The sequence below is a fragment of the Halobellus sp. Atlit-38R genome, from assembly GCF_003665925.1.
GTDB lineage: Archaea > Halobacteriota > Halobacteria > Halobacteriales > Haloferacaceae > Haloquadratum > Haloquadratum inordinatus.
Genome location: NZ_QXIJ01000020.1, coordinates 22,142 through 37,681, shown reverse-complemented (window position 1 = coordinate 37,681; position 15,540 = coordinate 22,142). Strand labels below are relative to the sequence as shown.

Annotated in this window: 13 protein-coding genes and 1 pseudogene; 8 read left to right on the top strand and 6 right to left on the bottom strand. The window is 63.3% G+C overall.

From position 1 onward, the window contains the following. The 6 genes and pseudogenes from D3D02_RS16735 to D3D02_RS16715 form a co-directional block, all read left to right on the top strand. Nucleotides 1-121: pseudogene (locus D3D02_RS16735) on the top strand (IS630 family transposase); the annotation flags it as partial. A 76-nt stretch (nucleotides 122-197) separates the two neighbouring features. Then, on the top strand, nucleotides 198-320 hold the full coding sequence (locus D3D02_RS21535) for a hypothetical protein (RefSeq protein WP_255410174.1): 123 nt from the start codon (nucleotides 198-200) through the stop codon (nucleotides 318-320). Nucleotides 321-730: 410 nt separating this feature from the next. Beyond that, nucleotides 731-1,753, top strand: a complete 1,023-nt coding sequence (locus tag D3D02_RS16730) for a TAXI family TRAP transporter solute-binding subunit (RefSeq protein WP_121571106.1) — start codon at nucleotides 731-733, stop codon at nucleotides 1,751-1,753. A gap of 105 nt (nucleotides 1,754-1,858) precedes the next feature. Then, nucleotides 1,859-2,371 (top strand): DUF1850 domain-containing protein, encoded by a 513-nt coding sequence (locus D3D02_RS16725; RefSeq protein WP_394337740.1) that lies wholly within the window; start codon nucleotides 1,859-1,861, stop codon nucleotides 2,369-2,371. Then, nucleotides 2,368-5,085, top strand: a complete 2,718-nt coding sequence (locus D3D02_RS16720; protein WP_121571105.1) for a TRAP transporter fused permease subunit — start codon at nucleotides 2,368-2,370, stop codon at nucleotides 5,083-5,085. The genes D3D02_RS16725 and D3D02_RS16720 overlap by 4 nt, the downstream gene beginning before the upstream one ends. Before the next feature lie 176 nt (nucleotides 5,086-5,261). After that, complete coding sequence (locus D3D02_RS16715; protein ID WP_121571104.1) at nucleotides 5,262-5,918, top strand: helix-turn-helix domain-containing protein; 657 nt, start codon at nucleotides 5,262-5,264, stop codon at nucleotides 5,916-5,918. Between the two features lie 41 nt (nucleotides 5,919-5,959). On the opposite strand, the gene D3D02_RS16710 is transcribed toward D3D02_RS16715, so the two are convergent. Next, nucleotides 5,960-6,733 (bottom strand): MOSC domain-containing protein, encoded by a 774-nt coding sequence (locus D3D02_RS16710; RefSeq protein ID WP_121571103.1) that lies wholly within the window; start codon nucleotides 6,731-6,733, stop codon nucleotides 5,960-5,962. A 182-nt stretch (nucleotides 6,734-6,915) separates the two neighbouring features. Then, entirely contained in the window at nucleotides 6,916-7,173 is a 258-nt protein-coding gene (locus D3D02_RS16705; protein ID WP_121571102.1) for a hypothetical protein, read from the bottom strand. A 379-nt stretch (nucleotides 7,174-7,552) separates the two neighbouring features. Between D3D02_RS16705 and D3D02_RS16700 the strand changes: the two genes are divergently transcribed. Beyond that, on the top strand, nucleotides 7,553-8,764 hold the full coding sequence (locus D3D02_RS16700; protein ID WP_233560688.1) for a PGF-CTERM sorting domain-containing protein: 1,212 nt from the start codon (nucleotides 7,553-7,555) through the stop codon (nucleotides 8,762-8,764). A 276-nt stretch (nucleotides 8,765-9,040) separates the two neighbouring features. Then, nucleotides 9,041-10,420 (top strand): aminomethyl transferase family protein, encoded by a 1,380-nt coding sequence (locus tag D3D02_RS16695; protein WP_121571100.1) that lies wholly within the window; start codon nucleotides 9,041-9,043, stop codon nucleotides 10,418-10,420. Between the two features lie 122 nt (nucleotides 10,421-10,542). Here D3D02_RS16695 and D3D02_RS16690 read toward each other — a convergent pair whose 3' ends face one another. From D3D02_RS16690 to D3D02_RS16675, 4 genes are all read right to left on the bottom strand, one after another. After that, on the bottom strand, nucleotides 10,543-11,361 hold the full coding sequence (locus tag D3D02_RS16690; protein ID WP_121571099.1) for a universal stress protein: 819 nt from the start codon (nucleotides 11,359-11,361) through the stop codon (nucleotides 10,543-10,545). Between the two features lie 106 nt (nucleotides 11,362-11,467). After that, nucleotides 11,468-12,715: a serine hydroxymethyltransferase gene (gene glyA, locus D3D02_RS16685; RefSeq protein WP_121571098.1), complete on the bottom strand. Its 1,248-nt coding sequence runs from the start codon at nucleotides 12,713-12,715 to the stop codon at nucleotides 11,468-11,470. Between the two features lie 330 nt (nucleotides 12,716-13,045). Then, nucleotides 13,046-13,897 (bottom strand): methylenetetrahydrofolate reductase, encoded by an 852-nt coding sequence (locus D3D02_RS16680; protein ID WP_121571097.1) that lies wholly within the window; start codon nucleotides 13,895-13,897, stop codon nucleotides 13,046-13,048. 156 nt (nucleotides 13,898-14,053) lie between these two features. Beyond that, nucleotides 14,054-15,538, bottom strand: a complete 1,485-nt coding sequence (locus tag D3D02_RS16675) for a hypothetical protein (protein WP_121571096.1) — start codon at nucleotides 15,536-15,538, stop codon at nucleotides 14,054-14,056. Nucleotides 15,539-15,540 lie beyond the last annotated feature (2 nt).

Below are 15,540 nucleotides of genomic sequence, written 5' to 3'. Positions count from 1 at the left end.
GAGCGCGGCAGAATACCGCGCTCTCCTCACTGAGCTCTTTGAGCAACTTACAACTCAGCTGAGTTTCGCAGCCTCGTGGATCGACAAGTATCTCGGCGGATACCTCCAGAAGTTACGCTAGGTACTATGACCCCGAGGCAATTTACGAGCCCGATGTTTTTACCCGATACGAGACGTATCGTAAGTGGGGTGAAACGATGCCCCTGGTACCGCACTACCCGTCCGACGAGCCACGACGTGAGCGCCGCGCCCCAGACATCGACGACATCGTCGAAGACATCCTCGGGAGCGGCGACGACCCACGTCCGGTCGTCGGGTGATCCCGAGGATCTGGGGTGCGGCGATCTCATTTTTTGTCCCACGGTCAGTGACAGAAGCGGGACGGGACGTCGATTCGGCCGCTGCTCGGATCCGAGAAGATACGACGAAGAACAATTCACTCATATCTGATGTATTCTCCAGGCGCATAACAGCGGACACAGTGGTGTCGGGACGATCAGCGTCGGTCTTTTATATACTCAAGCGGCATTTTCAGGGTTCTTTTACTGCCGCCGGGATATCGGCCTGGAGATACGACCGGCCAATTTGTGTAACGGATCTGGTGCGTGACAGCCGTATCGAGTCTGAAACCATTAGACGAAGCGGCCAGAGGGGTGTAAATTGGGTATGTTTCACTTTTCGATGTGAAATGATTAGAGATATAAACCATAGAGTGCTATTGTGAGACGGTATGTCATCCAAAGAGACTCGACGGAGATTCCTCGAAGCGGCCGGTATCGCAGGCGTCGCAGCCCTCGCTGGCTGCAGCGGTAACGGTGGCGGCGACGGCGGCGACACCGAGACCGAGGGCGACGGCGGCACCGCAACCGAAGACGGTGGAGACAGCGGCGGCGACACGGGCACGCGTCTGAGCTGGCACGCGGGCGGGACCGGCGGCACGTACTACCCGCTCTCGAACGAGTTCAAGACGATCGTCGAAGCGAACACGGACTACACGCTGAACGTCCAGTCGACGGGTGCAAGCGTCGAGAACGTCGGCAGCCTCGCAGACGGCTCCGCCGACTTCGCGCTGATCCAGAACGACATCGCGTACTTCGCGAAGAACGGAACGGGCATCGAGACGTTCCAGGGCAACGCAATCGAGAACCTCCAGGGCGTCGCGACGCTGTACCCCGAGACGATCACCGTCGTCACGCTGGAGTCGACCGGCATCGAAACGATCAGCGACCTCAGCGGCGCGACGATCAACACCGGTGACCTCGGCTCCGGCACGCAGGTCAACGCGAACCAGATCCTCGAAGCGGTCGGTATCACCGACTACAACGAGCAGAACGCCGGCTTCTCGCAGGCGTCCGAACAGCTCGCGAACGGCGACATCGACGCCGCCTTCGTCGTCGGCGGCTGGCCGGTCGGCGCCATCGAGGACCTCGCGACGACCAACGACGTCAACATCGTCCCGATCGAGGGCGACAACCGTGCAGCCGTCAAGGACGCTGCCTCGTGGTTCGCCGACGACACGATCCCGGGCGGAACCTACAGCGGCGTTTCCGAGCCCGTCGAGACCGTTGCCGTGCAGGCGATGATCGCGACGAACTCCGGCGTCTCCGCCGAGGCCGTCGAGAACGTCACGGCAGCCATCTTCGACAACCTCGACGAGCTGACGATCAAGACGGACTTCATCACCGTCGACAGCGCTCAGGACGGAATGTCGATCGAACTCCACGAAGGCGCAGCGGCGTACTTCGGCGAGTAATCGACGACTGACCGTCGGGTCTGTATCAGTCTCGCGCCGCCGACTTTCGGGGCGTCGAAACGTCTTTCGTAGCCGTAAAGGCGTCTAGCACATTCGTTTCCAGCGGTGAACGTACGCACACTCGCAAGCGAACGGACCGTTCCGGCACTGATAGCCGTCGCTATCGCGCTTGCGGTGATCCTCGCGGGCGTCGCTGCGGCCGTGCCGACCGGGACAGTACTCGTCGTCGAGGACCTCGACACGGGCGAGCACTATATCGAACAGCCCGTCGAGAACGGGAGCACGGTCGGTCTCGAATATATGCACAGCGTCGAGAAGTCACGCGTGTACGACGAGTACCGTGTAGAGGGACAGACGCTGGTGAACACGCGGATGGAGTTCGAGTCGTACGGATGGGGGCTTCCGGCACGGGTCAACGTCACGAACGTGAACGGAACGCTCGTGTACGACCCACCAGAGCCGATCACCGAACTCGAAACGCTCTCGGTCTCGCCCGGACGGATCGCAAACCATACACTGATCGTCGAGGACCAACAGTATGACTTGGTTGCGGAAACGAACGCAAACGACGTTCGGATCCACATCGAGCGACGAACAATGACCGACATATTGCTATGAGTACGAACAACGTCGACGGTGGCGAAGAGGGGGAGATTTCCAGAGAAGAAGCCGAGGAGCTCATCGAGGAGATCGAGCGCCGACGGTCCTTGAAAGGACTTGCCGCCCTCGCCGTCGCCGCCATCGGGATCCTCTTTTCGCTGTTCCAGCTCATCTTGGCGGCCAAGAGCTTCACCTTCGAGATCCCGATCCTGGCACTGGAAAACGGGATGCCGGCCATCACCAGCTATCAGGTGTCACTCCAGCTCCTACAGGCGAACGCGATCCACGTCGCGTTCGCGCTCGTCCTGACGTTCCTGATGTTCCCGGCGAGTATGGGCGATGGGTTCGTCTCTCGGAACCTCGGGCGCGTCGTCGACGGCGTCACCGAATCGTTCAGCGAGGGCAACCCGGTCTCACGTGCCTTCGAGGGCGTACGGGGCGTCTTCCGCTGGGCGTTCCTCGATCCGAACCGGAGTCGCGTGACGCCGTTCGACGTCGTTAGTATGATCGCGGCGTTCCTCTCGGCGTTTTACTTCCTGACGGAGTTCTCCGAGATTCAGGACATGCGCGTCTTCGGCCTCGAATCGGGGCGCCCCGTCACTGAGATTTACACGTTCCTCGACCCGATTCTCGGTGCCGTCCCCTTCGTCAGCGAGTACTCCTATGCGATGATTCTCGGCGTCGTCGGCGTCCTGTTGGTGCTCGAAGCCACCCGCCGAACGCTCGGGCTCCCGCTGATGCTCATCGTCGCCTCGTTCATCGTCTACGCGCGGTGGGGCTATCTGATCAGCAGCGGCACGCCGTTCATCGGGCTGCTCGCGATCCCGGAGCTCACGTGGCCGGACATCGTCCAGAACCTCTGGTACAACACCGAAAACGGTGTCTTCGGGATTCCGGTCACCGTCTCGGTGAGCTTCATCTACATCTTCATCCTGTTCGGATCGTTCCTCGAAATGAGCGGCGCGGGTCAGTGGTTCATCGACCTCGCGTACGCCGCCACGGGCAAGCGGAAAGGCGGCCCGGCGAAGGCGAGCATCCTCGCGAGCGGATTTATGGGGACGATTTCGGGCTCCTCGATCGCGAACACGGTCACGACCGGCGCGTTCACGATCCCGCTGATGAAGCGCTCGGGGTACTCACCTGAATTCTCCGGAGCGGTCGAGTCCTCGGCGTCGTCCGGCGGACAGATCCTCCCACCCGTGATGGGGGCCGCCGCGTTCCTGATGGTCCAGTACACCGCGACGCCGTTCGCGGAGATCATCATCCTCGCGACGATCCCGGCGATCGTCTTCTTCTTCGGCGTCTGGGTGATGGTACATCTGAAGGCCGTCCAGGAAGGGATCGGTGGCCTCGAAGAAACCGTGTCGCTGGTCTCTCACCTGAAGTTCGGGTGGTTCTACCTCGTTCCGATCTTCCTCCTCCTGTACTACCTCATCATCGAGCGCCTGTCGGTCTCGCGCTCGGCGTGGTTCACGCTGGTCGCGCTGGTCGCGCTCGTGACGTTCATCGCGGCCTACAGTGAGAAGACGCGGGTCTCGCTGTTCGGGTCGCTCGCGGTGATCTTCGGAATCGAACTCGTGAGCCACATCGTGACCGGCGTCGCCGTCACCGGACTCCTGACCGGAGCGAGCGGAACGCCCCTCTCACCGGGTGCGGCGCTCGCCATCGTCGGCCCCCGAATCGGCTGGTACGCGATGCTCGCGGGCGTGCTGACGATGCTGTATCACACCGACGTCGAGTCGAAGTTCCTCGATCTCAATCCCACGATCCAAGAGAGTGCGGAGGTAGCCGGCGAGAAGACCGGCCGCGACCTCGGCGAGAATCAACTGTTCCGCGTCGGGACGTTCGTCGTGAAATCGATGGACGAGGGCGCGCGGACGGCCGTACCGGTGGTCATCGCAGTCGCCGCGGCCGGTATCATCCCCGGCGTCATCAGCGTCTCGGGGCTGGGTCCGAACCTCACCTCGCTGCTCCTCGCGCTGTCCGGCGGATCGATCGTGATTATGCTGCTCGTGACCGCCGTCGCGAGCATCATTCTCGGGATGGGGATGCCGACGACCGTCACGTACATTATCCTGATCTCGATGCTCGCGACGCCGCTGGTCGAGTTCGGTATCCCGCTGCTCGCCGCACACCTGTTCATCCTCTACTTCGGCGTCATCGCGGACATCACGCCGCCCGTCGCCGTTGCGGCCTACGCCGCGAGTGGGGTCGCCAAGTCCGATCCCTTCGAGACCGGCGTGAAGGCGTTCTCGCTGTCGCTGAACAAGGCGATCGTTCCCTTCGCGTTCGTGCTCGCACCCGGGGTCGTGCTGCTACGAGAGAAGGCGAACGCCGCGGAGTTGCCGATCCGTGAACAGTACCGCGTCGTCGGCTTCAGCGACCTCGCACAGCTGTCGTACTCCGTTCCGGAGATCCTGATCCCCGTGGTCGGCGTCTTCCTCGGCGTCGTCGCCCTCGGTGCGACTGTCATCGGCACGCTCTACGGTGACGTCAACCGCGGCGAGCGGACCGGCTTTGCGGTCAGTGCGCTCCTGCTTATGGCACCGCGACTGCTGTCGGCGGCGGTGTTCGACCTGCTCGGGTTCGCCGGCGTGACAGTGTCGGTCGACACGCTCGTGCTCGACCTGTCGATGCGGGCCGTCGGCTTCGTCATCTTCGTCGTCCTCGCGGCGAAGAACCGGCGCGAGTCGACGTCGGCCCGGGAGCCGAAAGAAGCGATGTCGGCGTAACCGTCGGCGGGGCGATATTGTCGCTTGCACACGACCGACAATATAAGATACACTCGGTTCGGAGTGAACCGATAGACACTATTGGCAGGCTGGAAACCACGGTGTAGCGGTCGGAGCGACCGGGAAGTAACACCGACGAAACCGGGGGACGGCTGCGAACGGAGAACTCACTAACAATGTCGATAACAGCAAAGGTACACATCGAACACGAACACCTCGCGCTCGTTCCGACGCTGGAGCGACTCGACGGCGTCAAGATCCGTGTGATTACGCAGGGGACGACCGATCCAGGGTCGACGTACTTTCCGTTTCTCATCGAATACGAAGACCCCGAAGAACTCGAAGCGGCACTCGAAGCCGACGTCACGGTCGAAGAATTCGAGCTGATCGATCGGACCAACGACACGGCGATCTACTACATCAAACACACGCCACAGACGCGCCTCATCAGCAGCATCGTGACCGAGGAGAACGGCTTTCTAGTGCACACAGAGACGAAAGACGGCGGATGGTTGGTCCACCTGCTCTTGCCCGATCGCGCCGCGCTCAACACGATCTGGGAGTACGCGATCGCGAACGACATCGCGCTCGACATCATCGAGATCTACAGCAACGAGGACGCCGGCGGCGAGTCCTCGTACGGACTCACCGACGAGCAGCGCGCGGCGCTCCAACTCGCGTTCGCGAAGGGCTACTTCAACGAACCGCGGGACATCTCGCTCAGCGAAGTTGCGGAGGAGATGGACCTCTCCTCGACGGCGATGAGCGGGCGACTCCGCCGCGGGATGCGAAACCTCATCGCCGCGACGATCGCCGAGCGGGATCGCGACTGACCGAGCGGAGCGACACTGACGACGGCGAGAATCGCGGCGGATCAGTCCTCGAGAACGGACACCGGATCACCGACGTTGAGTCGGCGCCCCCGATGGGAGTCGGGGACGCGGGCGATGAGCATCGACGTGAAGAAGTGTTCGAACGCGTCCGGATCGGCCCACTCGGGGAACGTCTCGCGCCGCTTCTCGATGAATTGCTCGCGGAAGTTCGGCGTCGACGCGCCGGTGTCGGGGTCGCGACCGGGAACCACACATCGCCCGCAGGGCTTGACGCCCTCGAACCTGACGTCGCCGACCTCGAAGGCAGGCGCGTCGTCACCGACGAATCGATCCTCCCAGAACGCCGGAACGCCCGAGACTTCGACGTTCGCCCGGAGACGGCGACGCGCGCTCTCGACGGAGATGTCGTCGAACCACGACGCGAACTCCCGCAGCGTCGCGGTGCTGACGACTGACGGCCCCATCTCGCGGCGGTCGACGAAACCGAGAGAGACGTCTTGCCGGAGCGAGACATCGAGGTCCAGGAACTCCCCGAACCACGCCGCGGCGCGCTCGCGTTCCTGTGCGAGAACGAAGCGCTCCGTCTCACCCTCGGGCGTCTCGACGGCGAGCGCCCCCGACTCCGGGTCGAAGTCCGTCGCGAGCGCGTGCACTCGGTCGGTGCGTTTCGCGTTGACGACGTCGCCCACCGAATCGAAGAGTGCGAACTCGCGGTCGTGTTCGAGTGTGCCCCCATCGAGAACCGTCGCAGCGTCGACGTCGATTCCGTCGAGGCTCTTCACCGGATACACCCGGAGCCGTTCGAGTTGTGCCATTGCAGAAACGTGCGTCGGCAGCGCCATTACCGTATTCGGTTCGGCGCGGTTGCGTGTGCGGTCCTATAGTAGCAGTTGCAACTGATTGCGCATCCGATCGTACGACAGCGTCTGATCGGCTGCGTGAAGACTTGCAACTGCTACTATAGGCGGCCGGTTGCGAGTCAAGTCGGCAGGGAGGGCTACCGCTCGGTCCGATAGACCGGACGCAGTGCCGTCTCGTCTTTGTCGTAGCCGAGCCACACGCTGAGCGCGATCGCGACCAGAACGAGATACACCGGAAAGAGCAGCGCGAAGACGTACCCGAACGCGAAAATGTCCACCGAGCCTGTCCAGTATACCAACCCCGCAAACGCGAGGCCGACGAGTGCGCCAGCCGCGATCCCGAGCCGAAACGCGCGAGCGGCGTCCGGTCCGGGCGCGGGACGAGACGGATTCATAGGCCCGCTTCGAGGCCGAGGAAAATAAGCGATGCGCGGTATGGACTGGAATGCCATAGGCTGTTGGTAACTCCCGACTCCCTCGGTCGGAGGGGCGAGTATGGTAGTGTTTTCACATCTTCGTGCACGGTCGCACGACGGCGTGCGACCGGAGATATACTCAGTCTCGAACCTGCTATGATTGTACGAAATTGGCCATATATAACTATTGTTCCGATAGGAATCGGCGACAGCGTCTCGAACAAGAAAATCAACGGACTGTGACGGATTGAATCCGGATTAAACGAGTAAAAATCGGGGTCGGTATCGTCTGTTTATATACTCCAGCGGGCGGTTAGGATCGGACGCGATGTTCACAGATCGAGTTACCGCATCGGTGATGGCCGTACTGCTCGTGGCGTCCGCGCTCGGATCTGCCGCGGCAGTCGGGACTGTCGGTGCAGCCACGTCAAGCCAGAAGGCGTACGCCGGGACCAACGTCTCTTTCGACACGACGAGCAACGCGGTCGTCGACTACGCCGTCGACGGCGAAACCGTGATGCAGTCAGTGAAAGTCCAGTCGCAGAGTGAGACAGAAAGTAGTGGCAGCCTCTCGGCCGATGTCGAGTTGAGTGCCGCCTCCGACATCGCCGGCGCTGCCGTCTCTCTCGACGCGAAGAGCGAGACGAGCGCTTCGATGAGTACCGACAGCGGGGCGACGCTCCGCGCACACGACAACGAGCGTGGGGTGTTGACGGTGCGTGCCGGCGACGACAGCCAGTACGTAGCGGTCAATCTGTCCAGTTCCGCCGAGGCCGCGAGTCAGAGCAGTGAGAGGGTCGTCGTGACGACCGAAGACGGCACGGAAGGCGTCTTCCTCGTCGTCGGTGACGGCGAACTCACGGTGAACGAGCAGGGGAACGTCTCCGCGAGCCTCGAAGGAGACAGCAAACTCGCGTTCCGCTCGTATCCGGAGGGCCGCACCGAGGACGACGAACAGCAGGAACAACTGATCACCAGCGGCCAGGCGGCCGCCGAGGTGTACGTGATGCAGCAGAGCGAGTCGGGAAGTGAAGCCGTCGCCGACGTCGTGCAGTACGGCGACAACACGACCGTCGAAGTGACCCAGCAGAGTGAGGGGACGGTGCGAATGACCGCCGAACGCTCCGAGCACCAAGGCAAGGTCGTTATCACGTCGGTCTCCGAGGAGGTCGTCGACGCGACGAACGACGTGCAGGTGACTGTCGATGGCGAGGCCGCCGCACGGGCATCCTCTTACAGCGCGCTCCAGAGCGCGATCGACGGCGGCGACACCTCGAAGTTCCTCGTTCGCCAGCAGGCGAGCGCGGACGCCAGCGCGAGCGTCCTCGTCGCCGTGAATCACTTCTCCGAGCGGCAGATCACGATGACCGAAAGCGACACGACGAGCAGCGGAACGGCCGCGACGACGACCGAGACGGACAGCACGACCACAGCGAGCGAGACCACCGACGAGCAAACGGCAGCACAGACTGACGAATCGACGTCCAGTACGAGCAGCCCCGGGTTCGGTGTGACCGTCGCACTCGCCGCGCTGATCGGAGTTGCACTCTACGCTGCGCGCCAGTCCTGATACTGTCGGATAGAAGTCCGAACGAGTGAGCGCGCGCGAGCAGTGATCGAATGCCTCGAACGAGCGATCGGGGGGAACACGTTTCTTCTTCTGCCGCCGATATTCGAGTTACAGCGGCCGTCTACCGGTCGAAATATAGTGTGTTCTGGGTCGTGCAAGCGCGCCCGGAACGGGCCGATCATAGCGCCCGATATGTCCCGTGCTAAGCAGTGGCAGATAAAAGCACGGTACTATCAGGGTGATCTTTTATTGGGGTTTGATAACATCGTTTATTGGATGTCAGGGGACTACGAACACCCAAATCATCCGAGTATCGATCAATCCGACAGAACGCTCCCGCGGAACCTCCGACAGACCGGAGATCCGGGGATCCAGATGCTGGTCTCGACCCGCGTTCGAAAGTCCCCCTTCTTCGATAAGTCGTTCAACGAGGAAGGAGCGTGGCGGTGTTCGGTGTACAACCGAATCTATCACCCGCGCGGCCTCGTCGAGCCAGAAGACGGCGGTGCGATGGCCGAGTACGAAGCGCTGACCGAGAAGGTAACGCTGTGGGACGTCGCCGTCGAGCGGCAGATCCGCGTGAAAGGCCCGGACGCCGAGGAACTCACGAACTACCTCATCACGCGTGACGCCACCGAAATCGAGCCGATGAACGGCAAGTACGTCATCCTCTGCAACGAGGACGGCGGCATCCTCAACGACCCGATTCTGCTCCGCGTCGAAGAAGACGAGTTCTGGTTCTCTATCTCGGACTCGACGCTGATGCAGTGGATCCAGGGCGTCAACGTCGGGAAGAACTTCGACGTCGAAGTCGACGAGATCGACGTCGCCCCGATGCAGATCCAGGGCCCGCTCTCCGAAGACGTGATGGTCGAAGTCGTCGGCGAGGAAGTCTCTGAGATTCCGTACTACGGCCTGATGGAGGCCGAAATCAACGGTGCCTCGGTGCTCGTCAGCCAGACCGGCTTCTCCGGCGAGAAGGGCTTCGAGATCTACGTGCGCGATGCGATGGAGAACGCAGAGCGCGTGTGGGACCCGGTCCTCGAATCGGTCAAAGACCACGGCGGGATGCAGATCGCCCCCGGACACCACCGCCGCATCGCGGCCGGGATCCTCTCGTGGGGTCAGGACATGGACCACGAGACCTCGCCGTTCCAGGTCAACCTGGGCTATCAAGTGCCGGACGACAAGGAAGCCGACTACGTCGGCAAGGAAGAACTCGAACGCCAGAAGGAGCTCATCGAGGGCGGCGAGTACCCGTTCAACCTCAAGCTGGTCGGTCTGAAGATGGCCGGCGAGCCGATCCGCGATTACGCGCCGGACTTCTGGATCATCTCCGATCCGGAGACGGACGAGGAATGCGGCTACATGACCTCGCCGTGGTGGAACCCGGACCTCGAGACGAACATCGGTCTCGGATTCGTGCCCGCCGACAAGCTCGAAGACGCCGCGCAGGCGACGCTCGACGACGAGATCTACGAGAACGATCTCGACCTCGAGTTCCAGGTGCACCTGCCCGACGAGTACGCCGAAGAGGACGGCGAGCCGGTGTACGCGACGGTCGCAGAAGTGCCGTTCAAGGAATCGGTCAACCCGAGCGCCCGCGAGCAGGCGAAGCTGGGTGCAAAGCAGGAAGCCGAAGCGCAGGACAACTGAAGCAGTCAGCCCCCACTGTCTGAGCGTCTCCCGCCGGCGGCACTCGCACGCCGGTCACAGCGGACGAAGCAGTTTTTTTGTGGCCGATGCCCGTGAAGCCGGAGCGGCAGAAACTGGATCGATCACCCAGTGAGCGTGACCGGACGGTCCGCAGAGAGCATCACATCCTGTGCGATGCTGCCCAAGAGCGTCTTCTGGACGCCCGAGCGCTTCCGTCCGCCCATCACGATGCTGTCGGCTTCGCGTTCCTCGGCCGTTTCGAGGACCTTTCTCGCCACTTCGCCACCGATCGAGACTCGCTCGACGGACAGACCCTCCGCTTCGAGCGAATCAGCTGTTTCGACCGCCGCCTCGACGTCGTCGAACTCGTGCGGCGGCGCGCCCCGGTAGTCCTGGTGGGGGAAGACGTACAGCACCGTCGCCGTGACGTTCTCCGCGGCGTTCGGCAGCGCAGTGGCGTACTCGACCTGACGACGCGCCCGTTCCAGATTCCGATCGACGGGGAGCAGCACCTCGCGTGACCCGCCCTCGAACACCATTCCAGAGCCGGTGATCGTGACGGGTCGCTCCGTGGAGACGAAGACGTCGCGGACGGTACTCCCGAGGAGTACCTGTGCGACGCCGGAGCGCTTCCGCCCGCCCATCACGAGTTCGTCGCAGTCCAGCTCGTCTGCCACCCGGATGACCTCCTCGGAGACGCCGCCGTCACCGATGCGACGATCGACCGAGACACCACTGTCTTCGAGGTACTCGGCGGCGGCGACCGCCGAGTCTACCTCCTCGAAGTCTACCTCCTCAGCCGTATCGAGACGGCGCGGGGGGACCACGTACAGGACTGTCGCTTCGACGTCCGCTCCCGAATCAGGGAGGCTCGCGGCGTATTCCGCCTGATTGAGCGCCCGACTCTCGTCGTCGTCGACGGGAATGAGAACCTGATACATACCACATTATAATTAATGTATATTCCCGTATAAGTTGGTCGTTATTCTCAGTTGATAAGAACGGGGGTGTCCGCGAAGACGGGAGGTATTGACCAGAGCGGGCGATTTAGTCGTACAGCGGGTACTCGTCGGTCAGTTCGTCGACGCGCGCAGCGACCTCGGCGACCGTCTGCTCGTCGTTCGGGTCGTCGATGACGCGCGTGATGAGGTCTGCGACCTCCCGGCACGTCGATTCGGTAAAGCCGCGCGTCGTGACGCCTGGCGTCCCAATACGGATCCCGCTCGGGTTGAACGCCGAGCGCGTCTCGCCGGGGACCGTGTTCGCGTTCATCACGATCCCGGCCTCTTCGAGCGCCGACTCGACGTCCTTGCCGGGCGTGTCGGGGTGGGATGGCCGCAGGTCGACCAACACGAGGTGGTTGTCAGTGCCGCCCGAGACGAGGCTGAGTCCGTTCGCCTGCAACTGGTCGGCGAGCGCTTTGGCGTTCGTGACCGTCTGTTCGGCGTAGGCGTCGAACTCCTCGGAGAGCGCCTCGCCGAAGCCGACGGCCTTGCCCGCGATGTTGTGCATCAGGGGGCCGCCCTGAGCGCCGGGGAAGACCGCGTTGTCGATCGCGTCGGCGTGTTCCTCGCCGCACATAATGATCCCGCCGCGACCCGCGCGGATCGTCTTGTGCGTCGACCCCGTCACGAAGTCCGCGACGCCGACTGGCGACTCGTGGACGCCCGCTGCCACGAGGCCTGTGATGTGTGCGATGTCCGCGAGGTGGTACGCGTCGGTGTCGTCTGCGACTTCCTGCACGCGCTCGAAGTCGACCTCGCGGGGGTACGCGGAGTACCCGGAGACGATGATGTCGGGGTCGAACTCCTCGGCGATCTCGGCGAGGCCCTCGTAGTCGACGTAACCCGTCTCGGCGTCGACCTCGTACTGTTCGACCTCGTAGGTCTGCCCCGCGAAGTTCGCCGGGTGACCGTGCGAGAGGTGCCCGCCGTGTGTGAGGTCAAGCGAGAGGATCTTGTCGCCCGGCTCCAGCATCGCGAGGTACACGCCCATATTCGCCTGCGACCCCGAATGCGGTTGGACGTTGACGTGTTCTGCGCCCCACAGTTCCTTCGCTCGCTCGATCGCCAGGTTCTCGACCTCGTCGGCGTACTCACAGCCCGCGTAGTATCGCCCGCCCGGGTACCCCTCGGCGTAGTTGTTCGTCAACTCGGAGCTTTGGGCCTCCATTACGGCTTCGGAGGCGTGGTTCTCGCTCGCGATCATCGCTAACGTCTCGTTCTGTCTCGTGCGCTCGCCTTCGAGCGCCTCGGCGACGGCCGGATCGGCCGCCGCGACAGTCTCGTACGTCATACGGTATCGTCTGCGTCCTACCCGCGGATAACTCTGTCTTCTGACACAATATGATAGGAAAGCGATAGGCTGTGTCGGCGCGGTAAGCGCTACCGGACGCAGTGGGAGCGTTCGTGCACGTCACGGTCGCAGACGAGTCCAGTCAGATCCCACACGGAGTAGTCGTCAGCGCTCCGGCGACCCCGCGGGTGACTCCTATCTGGACCCCACCGTTTCCGAAGTAAGCAGCGGTTTCAACGCCCCTACGTTGCAGTTAGGAGATATCGGAGAGCACCGGACATCGTGGGCTGTCCCGGGGCGCCTCGTACCGAGGACGCTGGAACGAGAGCGCTACTGGAGTCGACCGCGACGCCACTTCTCGAGGTCGGGCGTCTGATTGAACGTGTAGATGTGGACGCCGCGGAACTTGTACTCCTCGTCACCGACGTACGGCGCGAGGCCGTCGATCAGTTCGTCGGGCTTGTAGACCCCGCGGGAGCCGACGAGCTGTTTGACGAATCCCACGATGCCGGTCGTCTTCCGGAGGAACTTCACCGAGTCGCCGACGCCGACCTTCCGCGAAATCTGCAGGAGTCGCTGATAGTTCATCACACCCGGGATCCCCACTTCGATGGGGAGGTCAATGCCGCGGGCCCGGATGCCCTCGGTCCACTCCAAGATTGCCTCGGGATCGTAACACAGCTGTGTCACGATGTACGTCGCGTACGGCGCTTTCTTCTCCATCGCCTCTGCGAGAGTCTCTTCGGAGAGGAAGTCGTGACCCTCCGGATAGCCCGTGATGCCGATCTCCTCGAAGTCGTAGGGGAGTTCATCGAGCGCGACCAGCAGTTCGTAGGCGGACTCGAATTCCCCGGGCTCTTCTTTGTCACCACCTGGGACGAAGATGTCCGTGATCCCCGCCTCGGTGAGCCGGCGCGCGATCTCTTCGAGTTGCTCGCGGTCCTCGACGTAGCGGGCGGCCACGTGCGGCACGACCTCGTAGCCCGCCGCGGCGGCCTCCTCGGAACGCTCGACCGTGCGCTCGATGCCCAACTGCGGCGACGTCGTGATCGCCACGCTCGCGCCGTTGGGTAGTTCTTCGATCTCGTCGTCGAAGCTGTCGAACGGCATCAGCTCGAATCGAGCCTCGCTCAACAGGTACTGCACTCCGTCCTCGGTGCCGCGCTGCGCTCCCAGGGACATACTTACTGTTTGATAGGGAGGAACGTACTTTTGTCTGTGGGTGACACTCATAGCCCATTTATAAGCAGCCGGTTACGGTAGGTTGCACGTCTTCACGCAGTCGATCGCACGACAGCGTGCGGTGGGCTGTGCAATCAGTCGCAACCGCGAGGACAGTCACGCGGCGTCAGGCGTGCACTGTCGGATCCGCGCGGCCACGTCGTCGAAGGAGACGCGTCGCTCGGGGGCGTCCGAGACGCGCCGGAGCACCAGGTCGAGAACGTTGAGCTGGCGGAGCAGTTGGCGCGTGCGGCCGTGTTCGAGGCCGAGTTCGCGCTGGACTTCGTGAACTGTCCGAGCGTCGACGACGGCGTCGACGACGTCGTGCAGGGTGAGTTCCTCGGGGAGGCCGATACCATCGGCGACGAGCTGGTCGTCCGGGAGCGATTCCGCCTCGGCGTCGCTCTGGGACCTGTCGCTCACGGACGGCCCGGCGTCGGGCGGAGCGCCCGCACCGTCGTCAGATCCCACGCCGGAAGGCGAGGCCTCCGCAGTCGATGCGGACGCGTCGGCAGTGTCGTCGTCGGGTGTCGAGTCGCCGGACGATTCGTCGTCCAGCGTCGCGCCGGAGTGCGACGCCGTCGACGAGTGACGGTTCGACCCCGTCGTCTCGTAGGACGTCGGCGAGTGGACCTCGGCTTCGATCATATACCGGCGGACGGTCTCGGCGGAGACGTCCATCTCGATGCGCTCGCTCATCTCCGCGAACGTCTCGCAGACGTCGTAGAGACAACGCAGGTACTCGACATCCTCGTACGGCGGGACCGAGTCGTCGCGGGCGGCCGTCAGCGCCGACGCAGCGTCGTCTGCGGCGTCAGGTCCGTCATCACTCGTGGCAGCGTCGCGTTCTTCTTCGCCCACGGTGGCGGTCTGTTCCCCGTTCGTCGGGAGAGCGGAATCGACCGGCGCAGAATCGGTCGCGGTCGCGGTCGTCGGTTCGGTTTCGCCCGACGAACGGTCGGATCCCGCCGCGAGAAGCGTGTCGGAGTTCGGCCCGCTCGCGGCTGCTGCGGGCACACCGCCGAAGACCGTCGTCGCGCGGTCTGCCGTCGTGTCACGGTCGGTCGTCGTTCGGTCCGAGCGTCCCTCCGACAGCGACCTCCCGGCCGCCCCCGACGCATCCGCTGTACGCGATGAATCGGCAGTCTCGGCCGTATTTGTGGTCGATGCGTGGGCAGTGGTAGACCGCTCGTCCGTCGCGGCTGTGTGCTCGGAGGCGGCGTCGGTCACGTCCGATCCAATGACGACGTCGAGCGTGACCAGTACCGCGCCGTCGTCGAGACGAGCATCGGTCGGACAGGTAGAGACGGTCAACTCGTCGGCGCAGCCGTCCGTCAACTGGTCGCCAGAGGAGTCCGAGAGCGTCGTCAGATCGAAGGAAACGCAGAGACCGTCGCCGTCCGTCGAGGCCGAGATGGGTTCGAGTGACGAGCTTCCCGACGCGCCACAGAGCGGTACCGAAACGTCGACTGTGGCGCGCAGTGTCTCGTCCTCGTCTCCCCCCGCGGCCGCTTCGGCCCGGCGAACGGATCGGCCCTCCGAGCCGAGCTGTTCGATCACACACGAGAGGGCGTCAAACGAGAAGTGGGGCTGCATCGCCATAT

Bases quoted from the DNA above. Each gene is read 5' to 3' on its own strand.
- D3D02_RS21535 (WP_255410174.1), top strand. From the start codon at position 198: ATGCCCCTGGTACCGCACTACCCGTCCGACGAGCCACGACGTGAGCGC.
- D3D02_RS16730 (WP_121571106.1), top strand. From the start codon at position 731: ATGTCATCCAAAGAGACTCGACGGAGATTCCTCGAAGCGGCCGGTATC.
- D3D02_RS16720 (WP_121571105.1), top strand. From the start codon at position 2,368: ATGAGTACGAACAACGTCGACGGTGGCGAAGAGGGGGAGATTTCCAGA.
- D3D02_RS16715 (WP_121571104.1), top strand. From the start codon at position 5,262: ATGTCGATAACAGCAAAGGTACACATCGAACACGAACACCTCGCGCTC.
- D3D02_RS16710 (WP_121571103.1), bottom strand. From the start codon at position 6,733: ATGGCACAACTCGAACGGCTCCGGGTGTATCCGGTGAAGAGCCTCGAC.
- D3D02_RS16705 (WP_121571102.1), bottom strand. From the start codon at position 7,173: ATGAATCCGTCTCGTCCCGCGCCCGGACCGGACGCCGCTCGCGCGTTT.
- D3D02_RS16700 (WP_233560688.1), top strand. From the start codon at position 7,553: ATGGCCGTACTGCTCGTGGCGTCCGCGCTCGGATCTGCCGCGGCAGTC.
- D3D02_RS16695 (WP_121571100.1), top strand. From the start codon at position 9,041: ATGTCAGGGGACTACGAACACCCAAATCATCCGAGTATCGATCAATCC.
- D3D02_RS16690 (WP_121571099.1), bottom strand. From the start codon at position 11,361: ATGTATCAGGTTCTCATTCCCGTCGACGACGACGAGAGTCGGGCGCTC.
- glyA (WP_121571098.1), bottom strand. From the start codon at position 12,715: ATGACGTACGAGACTGTCGCGGCGGCCGATCCGGCCGTCGCCGAGGCG.
- D3D02_RS16680 (WP_121571097.1), bottom strand. From the start codon at position 13,897: ATGTCCCTGGGAGCGCAGCGCGGCACCGAGGACGGAGTGCAGTACCTG.
- D3D02_RS16675 (WP_121571096.1), bottom strand. From the start codon at position 15,538: ATGGCGATGCAGCCCCACTTCTCGTTTGACGCCCTCTCGTGTGTGATC.